17 protein-coding genes are annotated in these 15809 nt (G+C 47.7%); all 17 read right to left on the minus strand.

Annotated features, from left to right (window positions below; translation table 11 throughout):
- Positions 1-44: 44 nt before the first annotated feature.
- The 17 genes from trpA to MHH57_RS14550 all read right to left on the minus strand — a co-directional run bounded on the left by trpA (position 45) and on the right by MHH57_RS14550 (position 15693).
- On the minus strand, positions 45-851 hold the full coding sequence (gene trpA, locus MHH57_RS14470; protein WP_165146973.1) for a tryptophan synthase subunit alpha: 807 nt from the start codon (positions 849-851) through the stop codon (positions 45-47).
- Positions 848-2044 carry a tryptophan synthase subunit beta gene (gene trpB, locus MHH57_RS14475; RefSeq protein ID WP_013310713.1) on the minus strand — a complete coding sequence of 399 codons (1197 nt, stop codon included), beginning with the start codon at positions 2042-2044 and terminating at the stop codon, positions 848-850. Before trpB ends, trpA begins: the two co-directional genes overlap by 4 nt.
- Positions 2041-2712 (minus strand): phosphoribosylanthranilate isomerase, encoded by a 672-nt coding sequence (locus tag MHH57_RS14480; protein ID WP_165146976.1) that lies wholly within the window; start codon positions 2710-2712, stop codon positions 2041-2043. The genes trpB and MHH57_RS14480 overlap by 4 nt, the downstream gene beginning before the upstream one ends.
- Positions 2709-3503: an indole-3-glycerol phosphate synthase TrpC gene (gene trpC, locus MHH57_RS14485; protein ID WP_165146979.1), complete on the minus strand. Its 795-nt coding sequence runs from the start codon at positions 3501-3503 to the stop codon at positions 2709-2711. Before trpC ends, MHH57_RS14480 begins: the two co-directional genes overlap by 4 nt.
- A complete protein-coding gene (gene trpD / locus MHH57_RS14490) occupies positions 3493-4539 on the minus strand; it encodes an anthranilate phosphoribosyltransferase (protein ID WP_165146982.1) in 1047 nt (348 codons plus the stop codon). Before trpD ends, trpC begins: the two co-directional genes overlap by 11 nt.
- 34 nt (positions 4540-4573) lie before the next feature.
- The gene (gene trpE / locus MHH57_RS14495; protein WP_342434250.1) at positions 4574-6124 is read right to left on the minus strand and encodes an anthranilate synthase component I; all 1551 of its coding nucleotides are present in this window, start codon (positions 6122-6124) and stop codon (positions 4574-4576) included.
- A 386-nt stretch (positions 6125-6510) separates the two neighbouring features.
- A complete protein-coding gene (gene aroH, locus MHH57_RS14500) occupies positions 6511-6885 on the minus strand; it encodes a chorismate mutase (protein ID WP_342434251.1) in 375 nt (124 codons plus the stop codon).
- Positions 6886-6887: 2 nt separating this feature from the next.
- Entirely contained in the window at positions 6888-7982 is a 1095-nt protein-coding gene (gene aroB / locus MHH57_RS14505) for a 3-dehydroquinate synthase (protein ID WP_318627154.1), read from the minus strand.
- Position 7983: 1 nt separating this feature from the next.
- On the minus strand, positions 7984-9153 hold the full coding sequence (gene aroC, locus MHH57_RS14510; protein ID WP_013310720.1) for a chorismate synthase: 1170 nt from the start codon (positions 9151-9153) through the stop codon (positions 7984-7986).
- A 229-nt stretch (positions 9154-9382) separates the two neighbouring features.
- On the minus strand, positions 9383-10183 hold the full coding sequence (locus MHH57_RS14515) for a protein-glutamate O-methyltransferase CheR (protein ID WP_342435178.1): 801 nt from the start codon (positions 10181-10183) through the stop codon (positions 9383-9385).
- A gap of 30 nt (positions 10184-10213) precedes the next feature.
- Positions 10214-10657, minus strand: coding sequence for a nucleoside-diphosphate kinase (gene ndk, locus MHH57_RS14520; protein ID WP_039271067.1), 444 nt, complete (start codon positions 10655-10657; stop codon positions 10214-10216).
- 110 nt (positions 10658-10767) lie between these two features.
- Positions 10768-11742, minus strand: a complete 975-nt coding sequence (locus tag MHH57_RS14525; RefSeq protein ID WP_307346146.1) for a polyprenyl synthetase family protein — start codon at positions 11740-11742, stop codon at positions 10768-10770.
- Positions 11739-12605 carry a menaquinone biosynthesis protein gene (locus MHH57_RS14530; protein WP_342434252.1) on the minus strand — a complete coding sequence of 289 codons (867 nt, stop codon included), beginning with the start codon at positions 12603-12605 and terminating at the stop codon, positions 11739-11741. Before MHH57_RS14530 ends, MHH57_RS14525 begins: the two co-directional genes overlap by 4 nt.
- On the minus strand, positions 12562-13221 hold the full coding sequence (locus MHH57_RS14535; RefSeq protein WP_340955770.1) for a flavin prenyltransferase UbiX: 660 nt from the start codon (positions 13219-13221) through the stop codon (positions 12562-12564). Before MHH57_RS14535 ends, MHH57_RS14530 begins: the two co-directional genes overlap by 44 nt.
- A gap of 5 nt (positions 13222-13226) precedes the next feature.
- Positions 13227-14093 (minus strand): UbiA-like polyprenyltransferase, encoded by an 867-nt coding sequence (locus MHH57_RS14540; RefSeq protein WP_029517333.1) that lies wholly within the window; start codon positions 14091-14093, stop codon positions 13227-13229.
- Positions 14086-14814, minus strand: a complete 729-nt coding sequence (locus MHH57_RS14545) for a demethylmenaquinone methyltransferase (RefSeq protein WP_039271329.1) — start codon at positions 14812-14814, stop codon at positions 14086-14088. The genes MHH57_RS14540 and MHH57_RS14545 overlap by 8 nt, the downstream gene beginning before the upstream one ends.
- 9 nt (positions 14815-14823) lie before the next feature.
- The gene (locus MHH57_RS14550; RefSeq protein WP_340932492.1) at positions 14824-15693 is read right to left on the minus strand and encodes a heptaprenyl diphosphate synthase component 1; all 870 of its coding nucleotides are present in this window, start codon (positions 15691-15693) and stop codon (positions 14824-14826) included.
- Positions 15694-15809: the final 116 nt, after the last annotated feature.

Consider the following 15809-nt stretch of genomic DNA (forward strand, 5'->3'; position numbering starts at 1 on the left):
TATCCAATCAGAACTATATTTACTACTTTATATTTTGACACCCATTATTGCTTTAATTGTGCCACAAAATTATGAATTTGCAAAAGACCTTCTTGCCTGCGTGCAGAATCATTCAGTAGTGGAATGGCCTCCTCTACCTGACGTACAATAGCACTACCAACTACAACACCATCGCAAATATTTGAGAAACGGGTTACCTGCACCTGAGTAGAGATCCCGAAGCCCACCGCTACCGGAATATCCGTATGCCGTTTGACCTGCGCGATAAAGCCCTCTATACCTTCAAAAAAGGAAGCTCTTTCCCCAGTTACACCCAGCGAGGATACACAGTATACAAATCCACGTGCCTGACGGACAATTCGCTCGATCCGCTGTTCAGACGTTGGAGCCACCAGAGGAATCAGATGCACACCCACCTCAGCTGCCCGTCCTCCCAGCTCCTCCGCTTCCTCAAGCGGAAGGTCCGGAATAATAAGACCGCTGATACCGTGCTCCTGCAAGCCTGCAAAGAAAGCATCCATCCCCATCTGTAATACAGGGTTATAATACGTGAACAGAATAAAAGGCAGGCTTGAACCTGCCGCCCTAGCCAGAGAAGCTGTCTCCATGCACGTGCGGATGGAAATTTGCCGTTTCAGTGCACGCTCAGACGCGCGCTGAATTACAGGTCCATCAGCCAGCGGGTCGGAATAGGGTACACCCAGTTCCAATATGTCAGCTCCGGCCGACTCTAACTGCCGAATGATCTCTATCGTCGTATCCACATCCGGGTCGCCTACCGTCAGAAAAGGAATTAATGCCGTTTTGCCTTCATTTTTAAGGCGATCAAACGCCTGATCAATTAAATTCATGACGGATTTCCTCCCAAATACTTGATAATGGAGTCCACATCTTTATCCCCGCGTCCAGACAAACAAATAACGATAATATCATCTGCCGTCAACGTGGGTGCCAGCTTGACAACCTGCGCAACTGCATGTGCCGACTCTAATGCAGGAAGTATTCCTTCGGTACGGCAGAGGAGCTGAAGCGCATCCAGCGCTTCCTGATCCGTGATCGGAACATATTTGGCCCGCTCAATATCTTTCAGGTATGAATGCTCCGGTCCAACACCTGGATAATCCAGTCCAGCCGAGATGGAATGCGCAGGTTGCACTTGTCCGTACTCATCCTGAAGCAGATAACTCATAGAGCCTTGGAAGACCCCTTGTGTTCCCTTGGTCATCGTAGCTGCATGGAATTCTGTTTCGACACCTTTTCCAGCGGCCTCCACGCCAATCAAAGCGACACCCTGATCCTCAATAAAAGGATAAAACATGCCGATGGCATTGCTTCCGCCACCGATCGCTGCCACGATGACATCCGGCAATCTGCCTTCCTTCTCTAGGATCTGGCGACGCGTTTCATCACCAATCACACGTTGGAAGTCCCGCACCATCATTGGATATGGATGCGGGCCGACAGCTGAACCCAAAATATAAAACGTATCATGGACATGGCTGACCCAGTAACGCAAGGCTTCATTACCAGCATCCTTAAGTGTACGTGTACCCGATGTCACTGGAATGACCTCTGCACCCAAAAGCTGCATCCGAAAAACGTTCAACTGCTGGCGCACAGTATCCTCTTCGCCCATAAACACCTTGCATTCCAATCCGAGCAACGCAGCCACAGTTGCTGTCGCGACACCATGTTGTCCTGCGCCTGTTTCAGCAATAACCTTCTGTTTACCCATACGCTTCGCCAGCAATCCCTGAGCTAATGCATTATTGATTTTGTGGGCGCCAGTATGGTTTAAATCTTCGCGCTTCAAGTAAATTTTAGCCCCGCCCAAATGCTGGCTCAGACGTTCCGCATGATAAAGCGGGGTTTCCCGACCAGAATAGTCTTTCAGGAGCCCGTTCAACTCTGCTTTAAACTCGGGATCATCCGCGTACTTACGGTAGGATTCCTCCAATTCAATCAGTGCGTTCATCAACGTTTCCGGTACAAAACGTCCTCCAAATGTTCCAAAACGTCCGTTGTTATCAGGTAATTGTGTCATGCCTGCTTCACCCTTTCTACGAATGCTGTGATTTTTGCAATGTCCTTGACTCCGTTCGTCTCTACACCGCTGGATACATCCAGCCCTTCGGGATGATACTCATGAACCAGCTTTTCCGCATTATCAGCAGTCAGCCCGCCGGCTACAAACAAAGGAATTCCATGTTGATGGGTCCAAGCCTGATAGGCAGGAATTCGATCCCACGCAAACGTTTTTCCAGAACCGCCACCATACAGGGGATCGTATGTATCGAGCAGTAAAGCATCAATTGTTCCGACATAGGCATCCAATTCGTCCGCCGAGCGTTCTCTCTGTCCTTGACTGTCCACAGACCATGCCTTGAATACCTGTATACCAAAATACTCCCTGATTTCCCGACAGCGCTCTGGACTCTCCTGTCCATGCAGCTGTATGACATCCAAGGGTGCTTTCTCCATCACATCATTTAACAGTGCATCACCAGGGTTCACAAATACGCCCACGCTGCGCGGTCTGCTGCCTGAGGTCCATTCATCCAATACGCGAAGCAGCTCTCCAGCCTGTACGCCGTCAATCCGGCGCTTGCTGTCGGCAAACACAAAACCTATATAATCGACCGGTAAGTTTACCATAGATTTTAGCACTTCAACGCTTTGAAGTCCACAAATTTTTACGCCCGTTTTGTTCATACTTTAATCCCGTCCATCAATTCGGTTACAGCCTGTCCCACATCTTCCTTGCGCATCAGATGCTCCCCTACCAGGATGCCGTGTGCACCCACCGAATGCAGATACTTTACATCTTCCGGTCCAGCAATTCCGCTCTCACTGATGAACGTAATCCCTTTAGGAATTAGTGAGATCAGCTCCTCCGTCGTCTGGAGACGAGTCTCGAATGTTCGCAGATTTCGGTTATTTACGCCAATCAAGGTTGCTGTCCCCAGCTCCAGCACCGCTTTAAGCTCCTCACTGTCATGCACCTCTACCAATGCGTCCAGCCCAAGGTTCTTGGCGATTTGTAAAAAGGACCCTAATACACGCCGTTCCAGTATAGCGGCAATCAACAGCACCGCATCCGCTCCCAGCAAACGAGCTTCATATATTTGCCGTTCATCAATGATAAAATCCTTTCGCAACAGCGGAATCTTCACCTGATCGCGAATCTGCTGTAAATATTCAGGACTTCCCTGAAAATACGTCACATCTGTCAGTACAGAAATGCAATCCGCTCCTGCTCCCTCATATGCACGTGCAATGTCCACCGGATGGAAATCCGGTCGAATCAGCCCTTTGGATGGGGAAGCCTTCTTCACCTCAGCAATCAGTCCGAGCGGACGGTTGCGTCCGCTCGCGATCGCATTTTCGAATCCTCTCGTCGCAGGTAAATCAGCAATTAATCGTTCAGCTTTACTTATTTGAAAATGCTCCTTAAGCTGCTCCACTTCTTGTCGCTTCGTCACCACAATTTTATCAAGATACATATTGATATTCCCCCGTTGCCTGTATTAATTGGTCCAGCTTGGAAAGTGCCCGTCCAGAGTCAATGGCTTCGGCCGCTCGTGCTACTCCGTCCGTCAAGGTAGCTGCTGTGCCTGATACATAAATGCACGCTCCTGCATTCGCTAACACAACATCCCGATAAGCTCCATGCTCTCCGTTTAAAATTCGTCGTATGATATCTGCGTTAACCTGTGCGTCACCGCCCAGCACCTGATCAAGAGAATGCGTCTGCAAGCCCAAATCCGACGGATGAAGCTCGAACGTGTGAACCTTGCCGTCCCTTAGCTCGGATACTCGTGTCGCAGCTGAAATGCTAATTTCATCTAGTCCATCCAGACTACTGACAACCATGGCCCGTTTGGAGCCTAGCCGGTTCAATACCTCGGCAATGACTTCCGTTTTGCTGGCGTCATAAATGCCCAACAACTGCCGATCCGCACCAGCCGGATTCGTCAATGGACCCAGCATATTGAATACCGTCCGCACACCCAGCTCGCGGCGCGGCGCGGCGGCATGCTTCATAGACGGATGATACAGCTGTGCGAATAAAAAGCAGATGCCGATTCGGTCCAGACATGACCTAGCCTGATCACTCGTCAAATGAATGTTGACTCCCAATGCCTCCAGGACATCAGCGCTCCCGGCACGGCCACTTGCAGAACGGTTGCCATGCTTTGCTACCCGTACAGACACCGAAGCTGCGATGATTGCGGATATCGTGGAAATATTAAACTTGTGAATCCCCGAACCTCCAGTACCACATGTGTCCAGCAGACGACCGTTGCCTTCTTCAGCTTGCACTGGACTAGCGTAGCTACGCATAGCCTCGGCAAAACCAGTGATTTCATCTACCGTTTCCCCTTTGAGGCGAAGAGCCGTCAGCAGCCCGCCAATTTGCGCCTGTGTAGCACTTCCACTCATAATCTGTTCCATTACGCTACGGGCCTCCGTACGCGAAAGATGCTGTCCCTCCATGATCCGGCTTAACCCCACTTGCATCATGTCATGTCGTTCCATTGTCGTCTCCTCCTCAAAATCAGATTTTTGCGTGTTACGGAGTGTACAAATAATCCTGGTTGATGACGCTGTTATAGGGCTGTGTCGTTGCCGGGAACATCACTTCTGCCGTGCGGATTGCCTTCAGCAATGCCTTTGCTTTGTTCACCGTCTCCTGATACTCGCTTTCCGGAACTGAGTCCCACACAATTCCAGCGCCTGCCTGGACATAAGCCCGGTTCTTTTTAAACACAATTGTGCGAATCGTAATGCAAGCGTCCATATTGCCCGAGAAGCCCAAATATCCAATCGCCCCTGCATAGGGTCCACGTGCTTCCCGCTCCAACTCAGCAATAATCTCCATGGCCCGCAGCTTTGGTGCCCCTGATACGGTACCGGCTGGCAGACAAGACAGGAAAGCATCGAAGAAATCTTTGTCCTCACGTAGCTCACCTGACACATTGGATACAATGTGCATGACATGGGAATAGCGTTCAATCTCCATAAACGTATCGCATTTGACTGTGCCAAACTGTGATACACGGCCCAAATCATTTCTTCCCAAATCGACCAGCATCAGATGTTCTGCACGCTCTTTTTCGTCGTTTAACAGTTCTTCAGCAAGTGCCGCATCTTCTGTCTCCGTTACCCCACGCGGTCTCGTTCCTGCAATAGGACGGGTTTCTACCCGGCCGTTTTCCACCTTGACGAGTGCCTCAGGCGAAGTGCCTACGATGATCTCGTCATCCATTTTCAAATAATACATATATGGCGACGGGTTCATCGTGCGCAGCACGCGGTATACCTGTAAAGGAGAGGCCTCTGTATCAATGTGAAAACGCTGGGATAGTACAACCTGAAAAATATCACCGGAGCGGATATACTCCTTCGCCTGCTCTACGTTTGATATAAACTGTTCCTTCGTCACATTGGATTGAATCTCACCCAGTTCCACATCATCTGGAATGGAGGCCGATCCTAATCGCTCAGGCTGAGGCTGCTTGCGCAGATACTGTGCCGTTTCCTCCAACTTGCGTTCCACATCAGCATAAGCAGCTCGAATGTCCTCATCGCGGAACCCTTCGCCTACATGAACATTGCCAACCAGCAAAATTTGCTGTTTCACATGATCAAAGACAATGACTTGATCGCAGAACATAAAACGAATATCATCCATATTCAAATCATCTACCGAGTGCTCTGGCAGCTTTTCATAGTATTGAAGCAGGTCATATCCAAAAAATCCGATAGCCCCGCCTGTAAATGGAGGCATTTCTTTCAGTTTCGGACTGCGGTATTTACGTAGCAATGCTTTGAGCGCTTCAATCGGCTTGTCGTTTAATATTTGCCGTTTACCGTGTTGTTCCAATATCAAACGTCCTTTTTTACCCGAGACCATTAGAAACGGGTCTGTACCGATGAACGAATGTCGCGCCCACTGCTCGCCTCCCTCTACACTCTCTAGCAGAAAGGCATGGTCCCGCTCGGCATACCGACGGAAAATCCGAATCGGCGTCTCCATATCAGCCAGCACTTTTTTGTACACAGGAATCAGGTTAAATTCACTCGCCATCGTTATCACTTGCTCCACATGCGGCGTTAACATGAGATCACTTCCTTTCCAAATTGGCGCAGAACCAAAGGAGAGAATATAAAAAAGCCTCTACCGGTAAGGTAGAGGCTGTCAGTTATTGAAATTATAAGAATGCTCCATATGTAAAATGACTACAGCAAATAGATAAGTATACACTCATCCCTTTGGTATAACCGCGCAGGTTGCCTCAAATAAGCTTCTCTGTAGAAGATTATCTCTTCATAGACAAAAGCTCACCCGCTACTGCCGATCTCTGTAATCTCATATGGAATTGGCTAAGGCTGCACTCTTCTCATCTCAACTCTGTCTCTGGCTAACTCTACTCTACTTAACTCTGCTACACACACTATATCTCATGGGATGTTACTTTGGCAACCACCAACTTTAAAACCGGGCGCTTATTTCCCTTGGGAAGCCAGATCCGGTCTTAACGCCTGCGCTCCGTTCAAATATACATGTTTAATTTCACGCTGGGATTTATCAGTGTTCACCTGTACCATCAAACGGATGCACTTGGGTAAACTGCCTGCCACAGGAATTTCTAATGAACACATGAGCGGAACCATATCCCAGCCATCAAGCTGACGAATGGCCTTGGCTGGAAAGGCAGTATCCAGGTCATGGGTCACCGTAACCCATACGTTACTAATATCCTCTGGCTGAATTTCATTGTAGGATACAATTTCCTCCAGTAGTTGGCTTGTTGCTTCCAAAATTTCATTTTCTTCATTATTCGCTACGGTCGTCGCGCCACGAATTCCACGATTGTACATCGTTACACCCCCTCTTTTAACTGTTCAATAACTCTTCGGATGTAAGAGACGGAAATATCCTTCACAACCTCCACGTGCCCGATGCTACGTGGGACGACAAAAGTAATGCTGCCTTCTTTGAACTTTTTGTCATGCATCATCGCGTCCAGTAGCCGATCTGTATCGAGATGTGACGGAAGGGAGGTCGGTAGCCGTAGTGAAGACAACATATCCTTCGTTGCATCTACCAAAGAAGGATCTGCCCCCAGCTTCACGCCCAAAAGTGCGGAGCCGACCATTCCAATCGAAATGGCTTCCCCGTGTAAAAACTCACCATATCCCGCAATAGCTTCAATCGCATGACCAATCGTATGACCTAGGTTTAAAATAGCGCGCAAATCATGTTCTCGTTCATCGCGTGACACCACTTCGGCTTTAATGGAACATCCCTTTTCCAGACCGTACTCCAGAGCTGTCGCATCCAGTGCAAGCAAATCAGTCGCATGGTCACGGCACCACTGGGCGAAATTAGCATCCCAGATCAAGCCGTGCTTGATCATTTCAGCAAGCCCCGCAGATACCTCACGAGGAGGCAGTGTAGACAACGTATCTACGTCATACAATACAAGTTCCGGTTGATGGAAAGCTCCTATCATATTCTTCGCCAAAAGATGGTTGATGCCGACCTTACCGCCCACGCTACTGTCATGGGCCAGAATCGTAGTGGGGATCTGTACAAACTTGACACCTCTCATATAAGAAGCTGCCACAAATCCAGCCAAATCACCCACGACACCACCCCCAAGTGCAATAACGGCTGAATTGCGATCCAAGCCGCCCTCAATGGCTGCTGTTATGACCTGCTCAAATACAGCAAGCGACTTGGAGGTTTCACCTGGCTTAACGACAAAGGACACTGTCTTGTAGCCAGATGCCTGAAGATTGCTCTCCAATGTTGCCAAGTAGAATCCCGCTACATTTTCGTCAGAAACAATCAACAACGGGCTTTTTTGCGCAATTCCTCGTTCCTTCAACAACTCTCCCGCTCGATATAGCAGTCCTCGTCCAATATGAATAGGATAAGAACGTTCGCCAAGCTGTACCGTCAGCGTACTCATTTTAGTACCGCCCCAATTGTTCTTCGTAGGATGCAATATTCGCACGAATCTCTTCAATCGAATCCCCGCCGAATTTTTCTAGCAAAGCTTTTGCAATCTCCCAAGCTACCACATGCTCCATAACTACGCTAGCCGCAGGTACTGCACATGCATCCGAACGCTCAACCTGTGCAGTGAACGCCTCCTTCGTATCAATGTCGACACTTTGCAGAGGCTTGTAGAGTGTGGGGATCGGCTTCATTACGCCACGAACCACAACTGGCATTCCATTCGTCATGCCCCCCTCAAAACCACCCAAACGATTGGTACGACGGTGATATCCACGTTCCTCATCATATAGAATCTCGTCATGCACCTGTGAACCGCGCAACTCTCCTGCTTCAAAACCGATGCCGATTTCCACGCCTTTAAATGCATTAATCGACATGACGCCTTGTGCGATACGTGCATCCAGCTTCCGATCATACTGTACATGACTGCCCAGACCAATCGGAACACCTTCTACAATACATTCCACTACCCCACCGACTGAATCACCTTCTTGCTTGATCAAATCAATATATGCTTCCATTTTCTTTTCGGTTTCTGGATCGGTTACTCTCACCGAGGAAGCTTCTGTCACCGCAATCAGCTCATCAATCGGCAAATCGCGGTAAGGAGCTTCGATTTCCCCAATACGGATGACCTGACCTGCCACCTTGATTCCGAACTCAGCCAGCAATTGACGAGCCAAACCGCCGCATGCCACACGAATTGCTGTTTCACGTGCGCTGGAGCGCTCCAGCACGTTACGAAGATCCTTCAGGTTGTATTTCATTCCGCCATTCAAATCCGCATGACCCGGACGTGGCCGGTGAACCCGACGCTTTTCTTCATCACTGCCTTCAATAGGCTCAATATTCATAATGTTCTGCCAGTGCTTCCAATCGTTATTTTCCACAACCAGCGCAATCGGTGCACCCGTGGTGTATCCGTGACGTACGCCTCCAGCAATCTTCGCCGTATCTTTTTCAATCTGCATACGCCGACCCCGTCCATATCCTTTCTGACGACGGTGCAGCTGAAAATTCAATTCCTCAAAATCCAATTTTAAATTGCTCGGCATACCCTCTACAATGGCAGTTAGCTGGGGACCATGCGTTTCCCCCGCGGTTAAATAACGTAAACTCATGACGCGTTCCCCCTTTAAACTGTTAAACTGTGCATCGCTAAAATCTTTAACTGTGCTTCATTATAGTATACGCACCTTTCTTTGACAAGAAAAGCCACGTGTATGCAGATAAACAAAAACACGCCTCTTAGCCAAAGGGGCTAAAGGACGTGCTTTGCTAATAAGCCAACCATCAATTACTCAAAGATATAAATAAGTCCCTATAAAACTTTGGATGATGTATGCAGGCTTATGCTTTTTTGCGATAAAAAAAGGTTTCCGTCGATTCCAGACCATATTGGTTAGGAGAAAAGATTTGCTCTGTGCTACCGACAAACAATACTCCGCCGGGACGAAGACTGGCTGCAAACTTTTGATACAACGTATGTTTGGCCTCTTCTGTAAAATAAATCATTACATTTCGACAGATAATGAGATCATAGCCATCCTCAAACCGATCCAGCAGCAAGTTTTGCTTTTGAAATTTCACGGCTTGTTTCAAACGGTTATCAATTCGATACATCGCACCATCCGGCTTAAAATATTTGCTAGCTACCTGCTCAGGCACATCCTTGAGCGAACGCTCCAAATATTTGCCTTCCTTGGCTTTTGCCAATGCACCATCATCAATGTCGGAAGCCGTAATGGAGCAATTCCCCAAAATCCCTTTACCGTCGAGAACCATAGCCAAGCTATAAGGCTCTTCACCAGTCGAGCAGGCCGCACTCCACAGCTTAAGCTTCTGCTTCCCCACAAGCAGTTGTGGCAAGATTGTATCTCGCAGCACTTCCCACCGATTGGGATTACGCCAAAATTCCGAAACATTGATCGTCATCCGATCCAGAAATTCATAGAATAGAGGTTTTTCCTTCATCATGGCATCATAAAAAGAAACAAAACTGGGAAACCCGTTTTTGTTGCGAAGCGTAGTTAACCGCCTTTTCATCTGTGCTTCTTTGTATTGTGCAAGATCAATACCTGTGCTGTCCTTGATTTTGCGGATAAACGCTGTGTAATCGGGGTCCGTCTGACCCAGTTCCATATCCGTCATGCTACCATCCTTCTTCATACGTAATTAAACTTACATCCAGGTCGCCACACTTTTTTCATACCGAACGGATTCTTCCGGCATGAAAAAATTTGCAATCTCGCGCTCTGCGCTCTCCGGTGAATCTGAACCATGAATGAGGTTAAACGGTGTATGTGCTGCAAAGTCTCCACGAATTGTGCCCGGAAGAGCTTCGGTTACTTGTGTTTTACCAATCAACAAGCGGGAAAGCGTAACGATGTTATCCCCTTCCCATACCATAGCAAACACAGGGCCTGATGTGATAAAACCTACAAGCTCTTCAAAAAAAGGCTTGCCCACATGCTCCGCATAATGCCGTTCTGCTTGTTCTCTTGATACTTGTACAAGCTTGCCAGCCGCCATTTTAAAGCCTTTGTCTTCCAGACGACTAATGATACGTCCAATCAATCCACGTTGTACACCATCCGGTTTAACCATCAAAAAAGTACGATCCATCGGCTCACTCCCAATCCAATCTAATGTATTTATACAGTACTAAACTGTATTGTAACAGAAAGCTTGGAAACGGTTAAAGTATTTTGTCACAGCAAACCCAAAACACAACTTTAGTAGGAGCGGCGTGTTACAAAATGAGCGATATCGCGTAGCGTCTTTTTTGTTTTGACATCTGGTAGTAAGTCCAGCGCGTTTAGCGCTTTATTAATATATCGGTCGGCGAGAATTTCAGCTTTAGCGATTCCTTCACTTTTTTTGATTATATCCACCGCTTTGCGTGCGTCTCCTTGCCCATCCCCATCCTGAATGCGGCGAATTTCAGCCAGTAGATCTGCACGCAACTCAGGCTGTTCGAGCGCATAAATCACCGGAAGCGTAATATTACCCTGTCTCATATCGCTGCCCGGGGGCTTGCCGATCTTTTTTTCTGTTCCGCACAGATCGAGCAGATCATCCTGAATTTGAAAAGCCATACCTACGTTATAGCCGTAGCTGTACAGCAGGGAATTGACACTTTCCCGTGCCCCTGCAGCCATAGCTCCCAGCTGGCAACTAACCGCAATTAATAAAGCCGTTTTGCGCCGTATGCGAAGCAAATAATTACGCACACTCTGATCCACATTAAAAAAATCACGAATTTGTTCCATTTCACCAATGGACATCTGCACCAGCGCTTTAGACAGTACCCGGTGAATGTCGGGATTCGGCAATCCAGCAGCAATAGACAGCGCACGTGCATATATGTAGTCTCCGGTGTACATAGCCACCCGATTGTCCCATTTGGACTTCACGGTGGGTTGACCGCGTCTCATTTCCGCATCGTCAATCACATCGTCGTGAACGAGAGAGGCAGAATGAATCAGTTCCAGAGGTACCGCTATACGCTTGAGCTTGTCCAGATCATATTCTCCAAACTTGCCTCCCAGCAATACAAATACGGGACGCAAACGCTTGCCCCCTGCTTTAAGCAGATGAAGCGACGTATCATTAATCAACGGCTCCGTACTATCGATACTGCGGTACAACTCTTCTTCTATAAAGTTCATATCCTTCTTTAATAAACCGAACAAATCCAATCGTTTCATTCTTTCACCCGTGTCAGCGTATTGTCACTCCAGAGAAGCGGCTTCACTCGTCGGTCAAGCAGCCCCAGTTCATGCGCATACTGTAAATAAAGCTCTAAACCTTGTTGTTGCTTCTCTCCAAAATCATAACACAGATTAGTAAAGTAGCGCTCCCAATAATCTCGCAGACCTCCAATTTCCTCGCATGCTTCAGAAATAACAGACGTCAAGTCCGACAGACTACGCTGCTTGCTTGCGCGGAACGCACTCGCAGTTTCAGCCACCGCTGCGGGATTTTGAGCAGCAACAGTACGTCGTACTGCCCATACAGCAAAAGTCATACTGTAGCCCGTCCAGCGCTTCCACTCTTCTCCGAGGTCCGTAACATACAGACCTTCGCTTCGCCATGATGCCTTAATCGCGTGATCTCCAATCAGTAGCCCTGCATCTGCCTGTTCCAGCATCAAGTCAAGATCCGGTTCACAGTCAAAATAGGAAGGCTGACCTTCCCATGCCTTTTGCATCAAAATTTTCAACAAATTCACGGATGTAGCAGACGTATTCGTTAGTGCAATGGTTCCGTTTTTGATTTCGTCCAGCGGCTTGCGTGAAAATAGTAAAATGGATTGCACAGGACCATCTGCACTGACGGATAAATCCGGCAACAGTAGCATTTCCTCAGCACCGGATGCATACGCAAAGGAGGACATCGCACTGATATCCAAACTCCCATTCAACATACCTTGATTCAATTCAGCCGGAACTTTAGAAACCATCTCCGCCGAATGGAGAAGCTCAGAAGGATTAAAATAATGAAAAATAGGCCAAGCGTTTGTATATTTAATTTTTCCGATTGTGATTGTCTTGGTGTCCGGTGTCGGCATCGGAATCCCCCCATCTCGTAAACAGTTGATGTTCTATACGCAAGCTGTCCAATACTTTGCCTACGAGGAACAGCACAATATCATCCAGCGTCTTCGGATGAAAGTAAAAAGCCGGCATAGCCGGAATCATTTTGACGCCAAGTCTCGCAAGCTTAAGCATGTTTTCCAAATGAATGGCATGTAGAGGTGTCTCACGAGGCACAAGGATCAGCGGACGACCTTCCTTTATCATCACGTCCGCTGCCCTCGCCATGAGATTATCGGACGAACCGTGTGCTACTGCTGACAACGTCCCCATCGAGCATGGCATGATAATCATCGCATCCACCAAATAAGAGCCGCTCGCAATCGAAGCTCCAATATCTGTGAACGGATGGTATACAAGAGAACCGGGACGGCCTCCGAATTGTTCATTCAAAGCCCCTTCCCGGTCAGTCACATTCCAGCCCAACTCCTCTTTCAACACCCGCCAGCCAGCATTAGACACGATCAGGTGAACTGTGTATTGCAAGTCCAGCAGAGTCTCTACCAGTCGCACACCATAAATGCTTCCGCTCGCGCCTGTAATGCCAATAACGATTCGTTTGCCTTGATGTTCGCTCACCTGATTATTCATTAGTATTAACGCACCACCAAATCAATCAGTGTAAAGGCAAATACGACAGTGCTAAGTACACCGTTCATAGTAAAGAATGCCGTCTGCAAACGACTCAAATCTTTTGGAGATACGATATAGTGCTCATAAAATAAAATGATGTACGAAATAATCATGCCCGCCAGATACCACCAGCTTAAATCTGCAATAAAGAACAGTACAATAAATCCGATCGCCGTAATGACGTGGAATGCCCGAGCGATGTTCAATGCACCTGCTACACCAAAACGGGCAGGAATAGAATAAACTCCTTCGTTTTGGTCAAAATCTATATCCTGACAAGCATAAATAACATCAAATCCAGCCGTCCAAAATGCGATCGTGAGATACAGAACGATAGCGGTCAAATCTATTTGTCCCGTTACCGCAACCCACGCGCCTAGTGGCGCCAAACCAATGGTCAGACCAAGTACAATATGGCAAAGCCAAGTGAAACGCTTGGTGTAAGAGTAAAAAACGAGCATAAAAAAGGCCAGCGGGAACAGCTTGAACGCCAGCGGACTTAACTTGAATGATGCCCAGAATAACAACACCAGACTGACGATAATGAAAATTACCACTTCGCTTGATTTGAGCAACCCTGCCGGGATAGCGCGTCCTGCTGTGCGCGGATTTTTCCCGTCAATCACCCGGTCGATCATACGATTGAAGCCAAAAGCAGCACTGCGTGCGCCAACCATAGCTAGCAGAATCCAGCCGATCTGCGGCCACGAGGGAAGGTTGCCTGTCACGACAACTGACCCCAATACAGCCCCCATGAATGCAAATGGGAGCGCAAATAACGTATGTTCAATTTTAATCATTTCCAAAAAAATAGCAATTTTCTTAAACATGCTGACTCTCCTTGATTCCAATGTGCAATGCCGCAATGCCTCCGGTGAGAGAATGAGCCTGAACATCCTTCAATCCGACTTCACGGAAGATGCCAGCCAACTCATCCCTTCCTGGAAAAAGCGCCAACGAATCAGGGAGCCATTTATACTGCTCATAACGTTTGGCGAACAATTTGCCGAGCATGGGCAAGATGTGTTGAAAATATGTGTAGTAAATTCCCTTGAACGGCTGCCAAGTAGGTTTGGACAATTCTAGACATACGACCTGCCCGCCAGGTTTGACGACTCGTTGCATCTCCTGTAACACGTGGCGCAGATCAGGTACGTTGCGCAGACCGAAACCAATCGTTGCATAATCAAATGAATTATCTTCAAAAGGCAGTTCCATCGCGTTGCCCTGAACAAGCTTAATTTGCTTTTCACGGGATTCTGATATAATTTTACGCTCGCCAACATTGAGCATGTTCTGACTAAAATCGAGTCCTACGATGTGACCACTTTCACTTGCTCGCGCCATCGCAAGCGTCCAGTCACATGTACCACAGCAAAGATCAATTGCCGTATCGCCGCGACGCATGTTCATTTTTTTCATCGTAAATTTCCGCCAAGCCTTATGTCTGCGAAAGCTCAGTATATCGTTCATCAAATCGTATTTACCTGCTATGCTTTCAAACACGCCATGAACGAATTGCTCTTTCGGCTTGGTGTCGCTTGATCCCATCACGTTCACCTAACCTTCCCTCACAAATGGGTGCGGACTATTTAGCAGCTTTAGGAAAGGCTCAAGCATGCGTTCAAATTCCTCGATCCCTGTATTTTGATCATCTGACAGGATCTGCCGGATGTGTGTAACTGCCGTGCGAAGCTTGTCCAGTATCGCATCCTCGGCTTTGTATTTCAGAACAAGCTTACGCCATGCTTCAGTGTCAGTACCACTCTCTGAAAGCAACGCTTGCTCGTTCCGGTCCCCGTTACCATAAATATGCCAGAACATATATCCGAAACGGGACTTGTCCGGTTCTGTCCGCTTACCCCATTCCTCCACCAAGGTATCACAGAGGGCAAATTTGTTGAGAAGCTGCTTCCAAATTTCCTGATCCTGTTCTGCTACAAGTGAAGTGAATGATAAAAAAAGCTCCTTTTTGAAACGAACCATCTGAGTTAAATACTGAGTTGCATCCAGGCGGAATTGCTTCATTCCCCAGTACAGACTCATTTTCCCTGCGTTCACTTCACATACAGCATCACTCAGCTTCGAAATGGCCGTAATGCGGCCTGCCAGTGCAAGCAGCTGATAAAAACGACTGCTAAAATAGTCCCCAGCTAACACTTTCAGCTGTCTGGAACGCATCTCCTCCGGGCTCCGTATACCGGATAAAGTATCAATCATATCATGCGTATCCAGCCCCATCTGCACAAGTGAGGTTACCAATGCGTACAGTTCGTCCTCACTGGCATGCAGCTCCTGCGCATTCCGGTTCAAAAACACAAACATCAAACGGGTACGGCTGTCAGGAAAAGCCGGCATTTCCGTATGTTGTTGAATCATGTCGTATTCCACATATTTCCTTGCTAATTGGGGTACGCGATACGGTTTCATCCTAAGCCTCCGAGACATGACTTTCTGCTATACTCAAATAATTGCAATGCCTTATATTATATCACAATTTAAAATGATTCGCGACTAAAGTACTGTAGGTCCACCGGCAGAAACAT

It is taken from the genome of Paenibacillus sp. FSL H7-0442 (assembly GCF_038593105.1).
GTDB classification, from domain to species: Bacteria; Bacillota; Bacilli; order Paenibacillales; family Paenibacillaceae; genus Paenibacillus; species Paenibacillus polymyxa_D.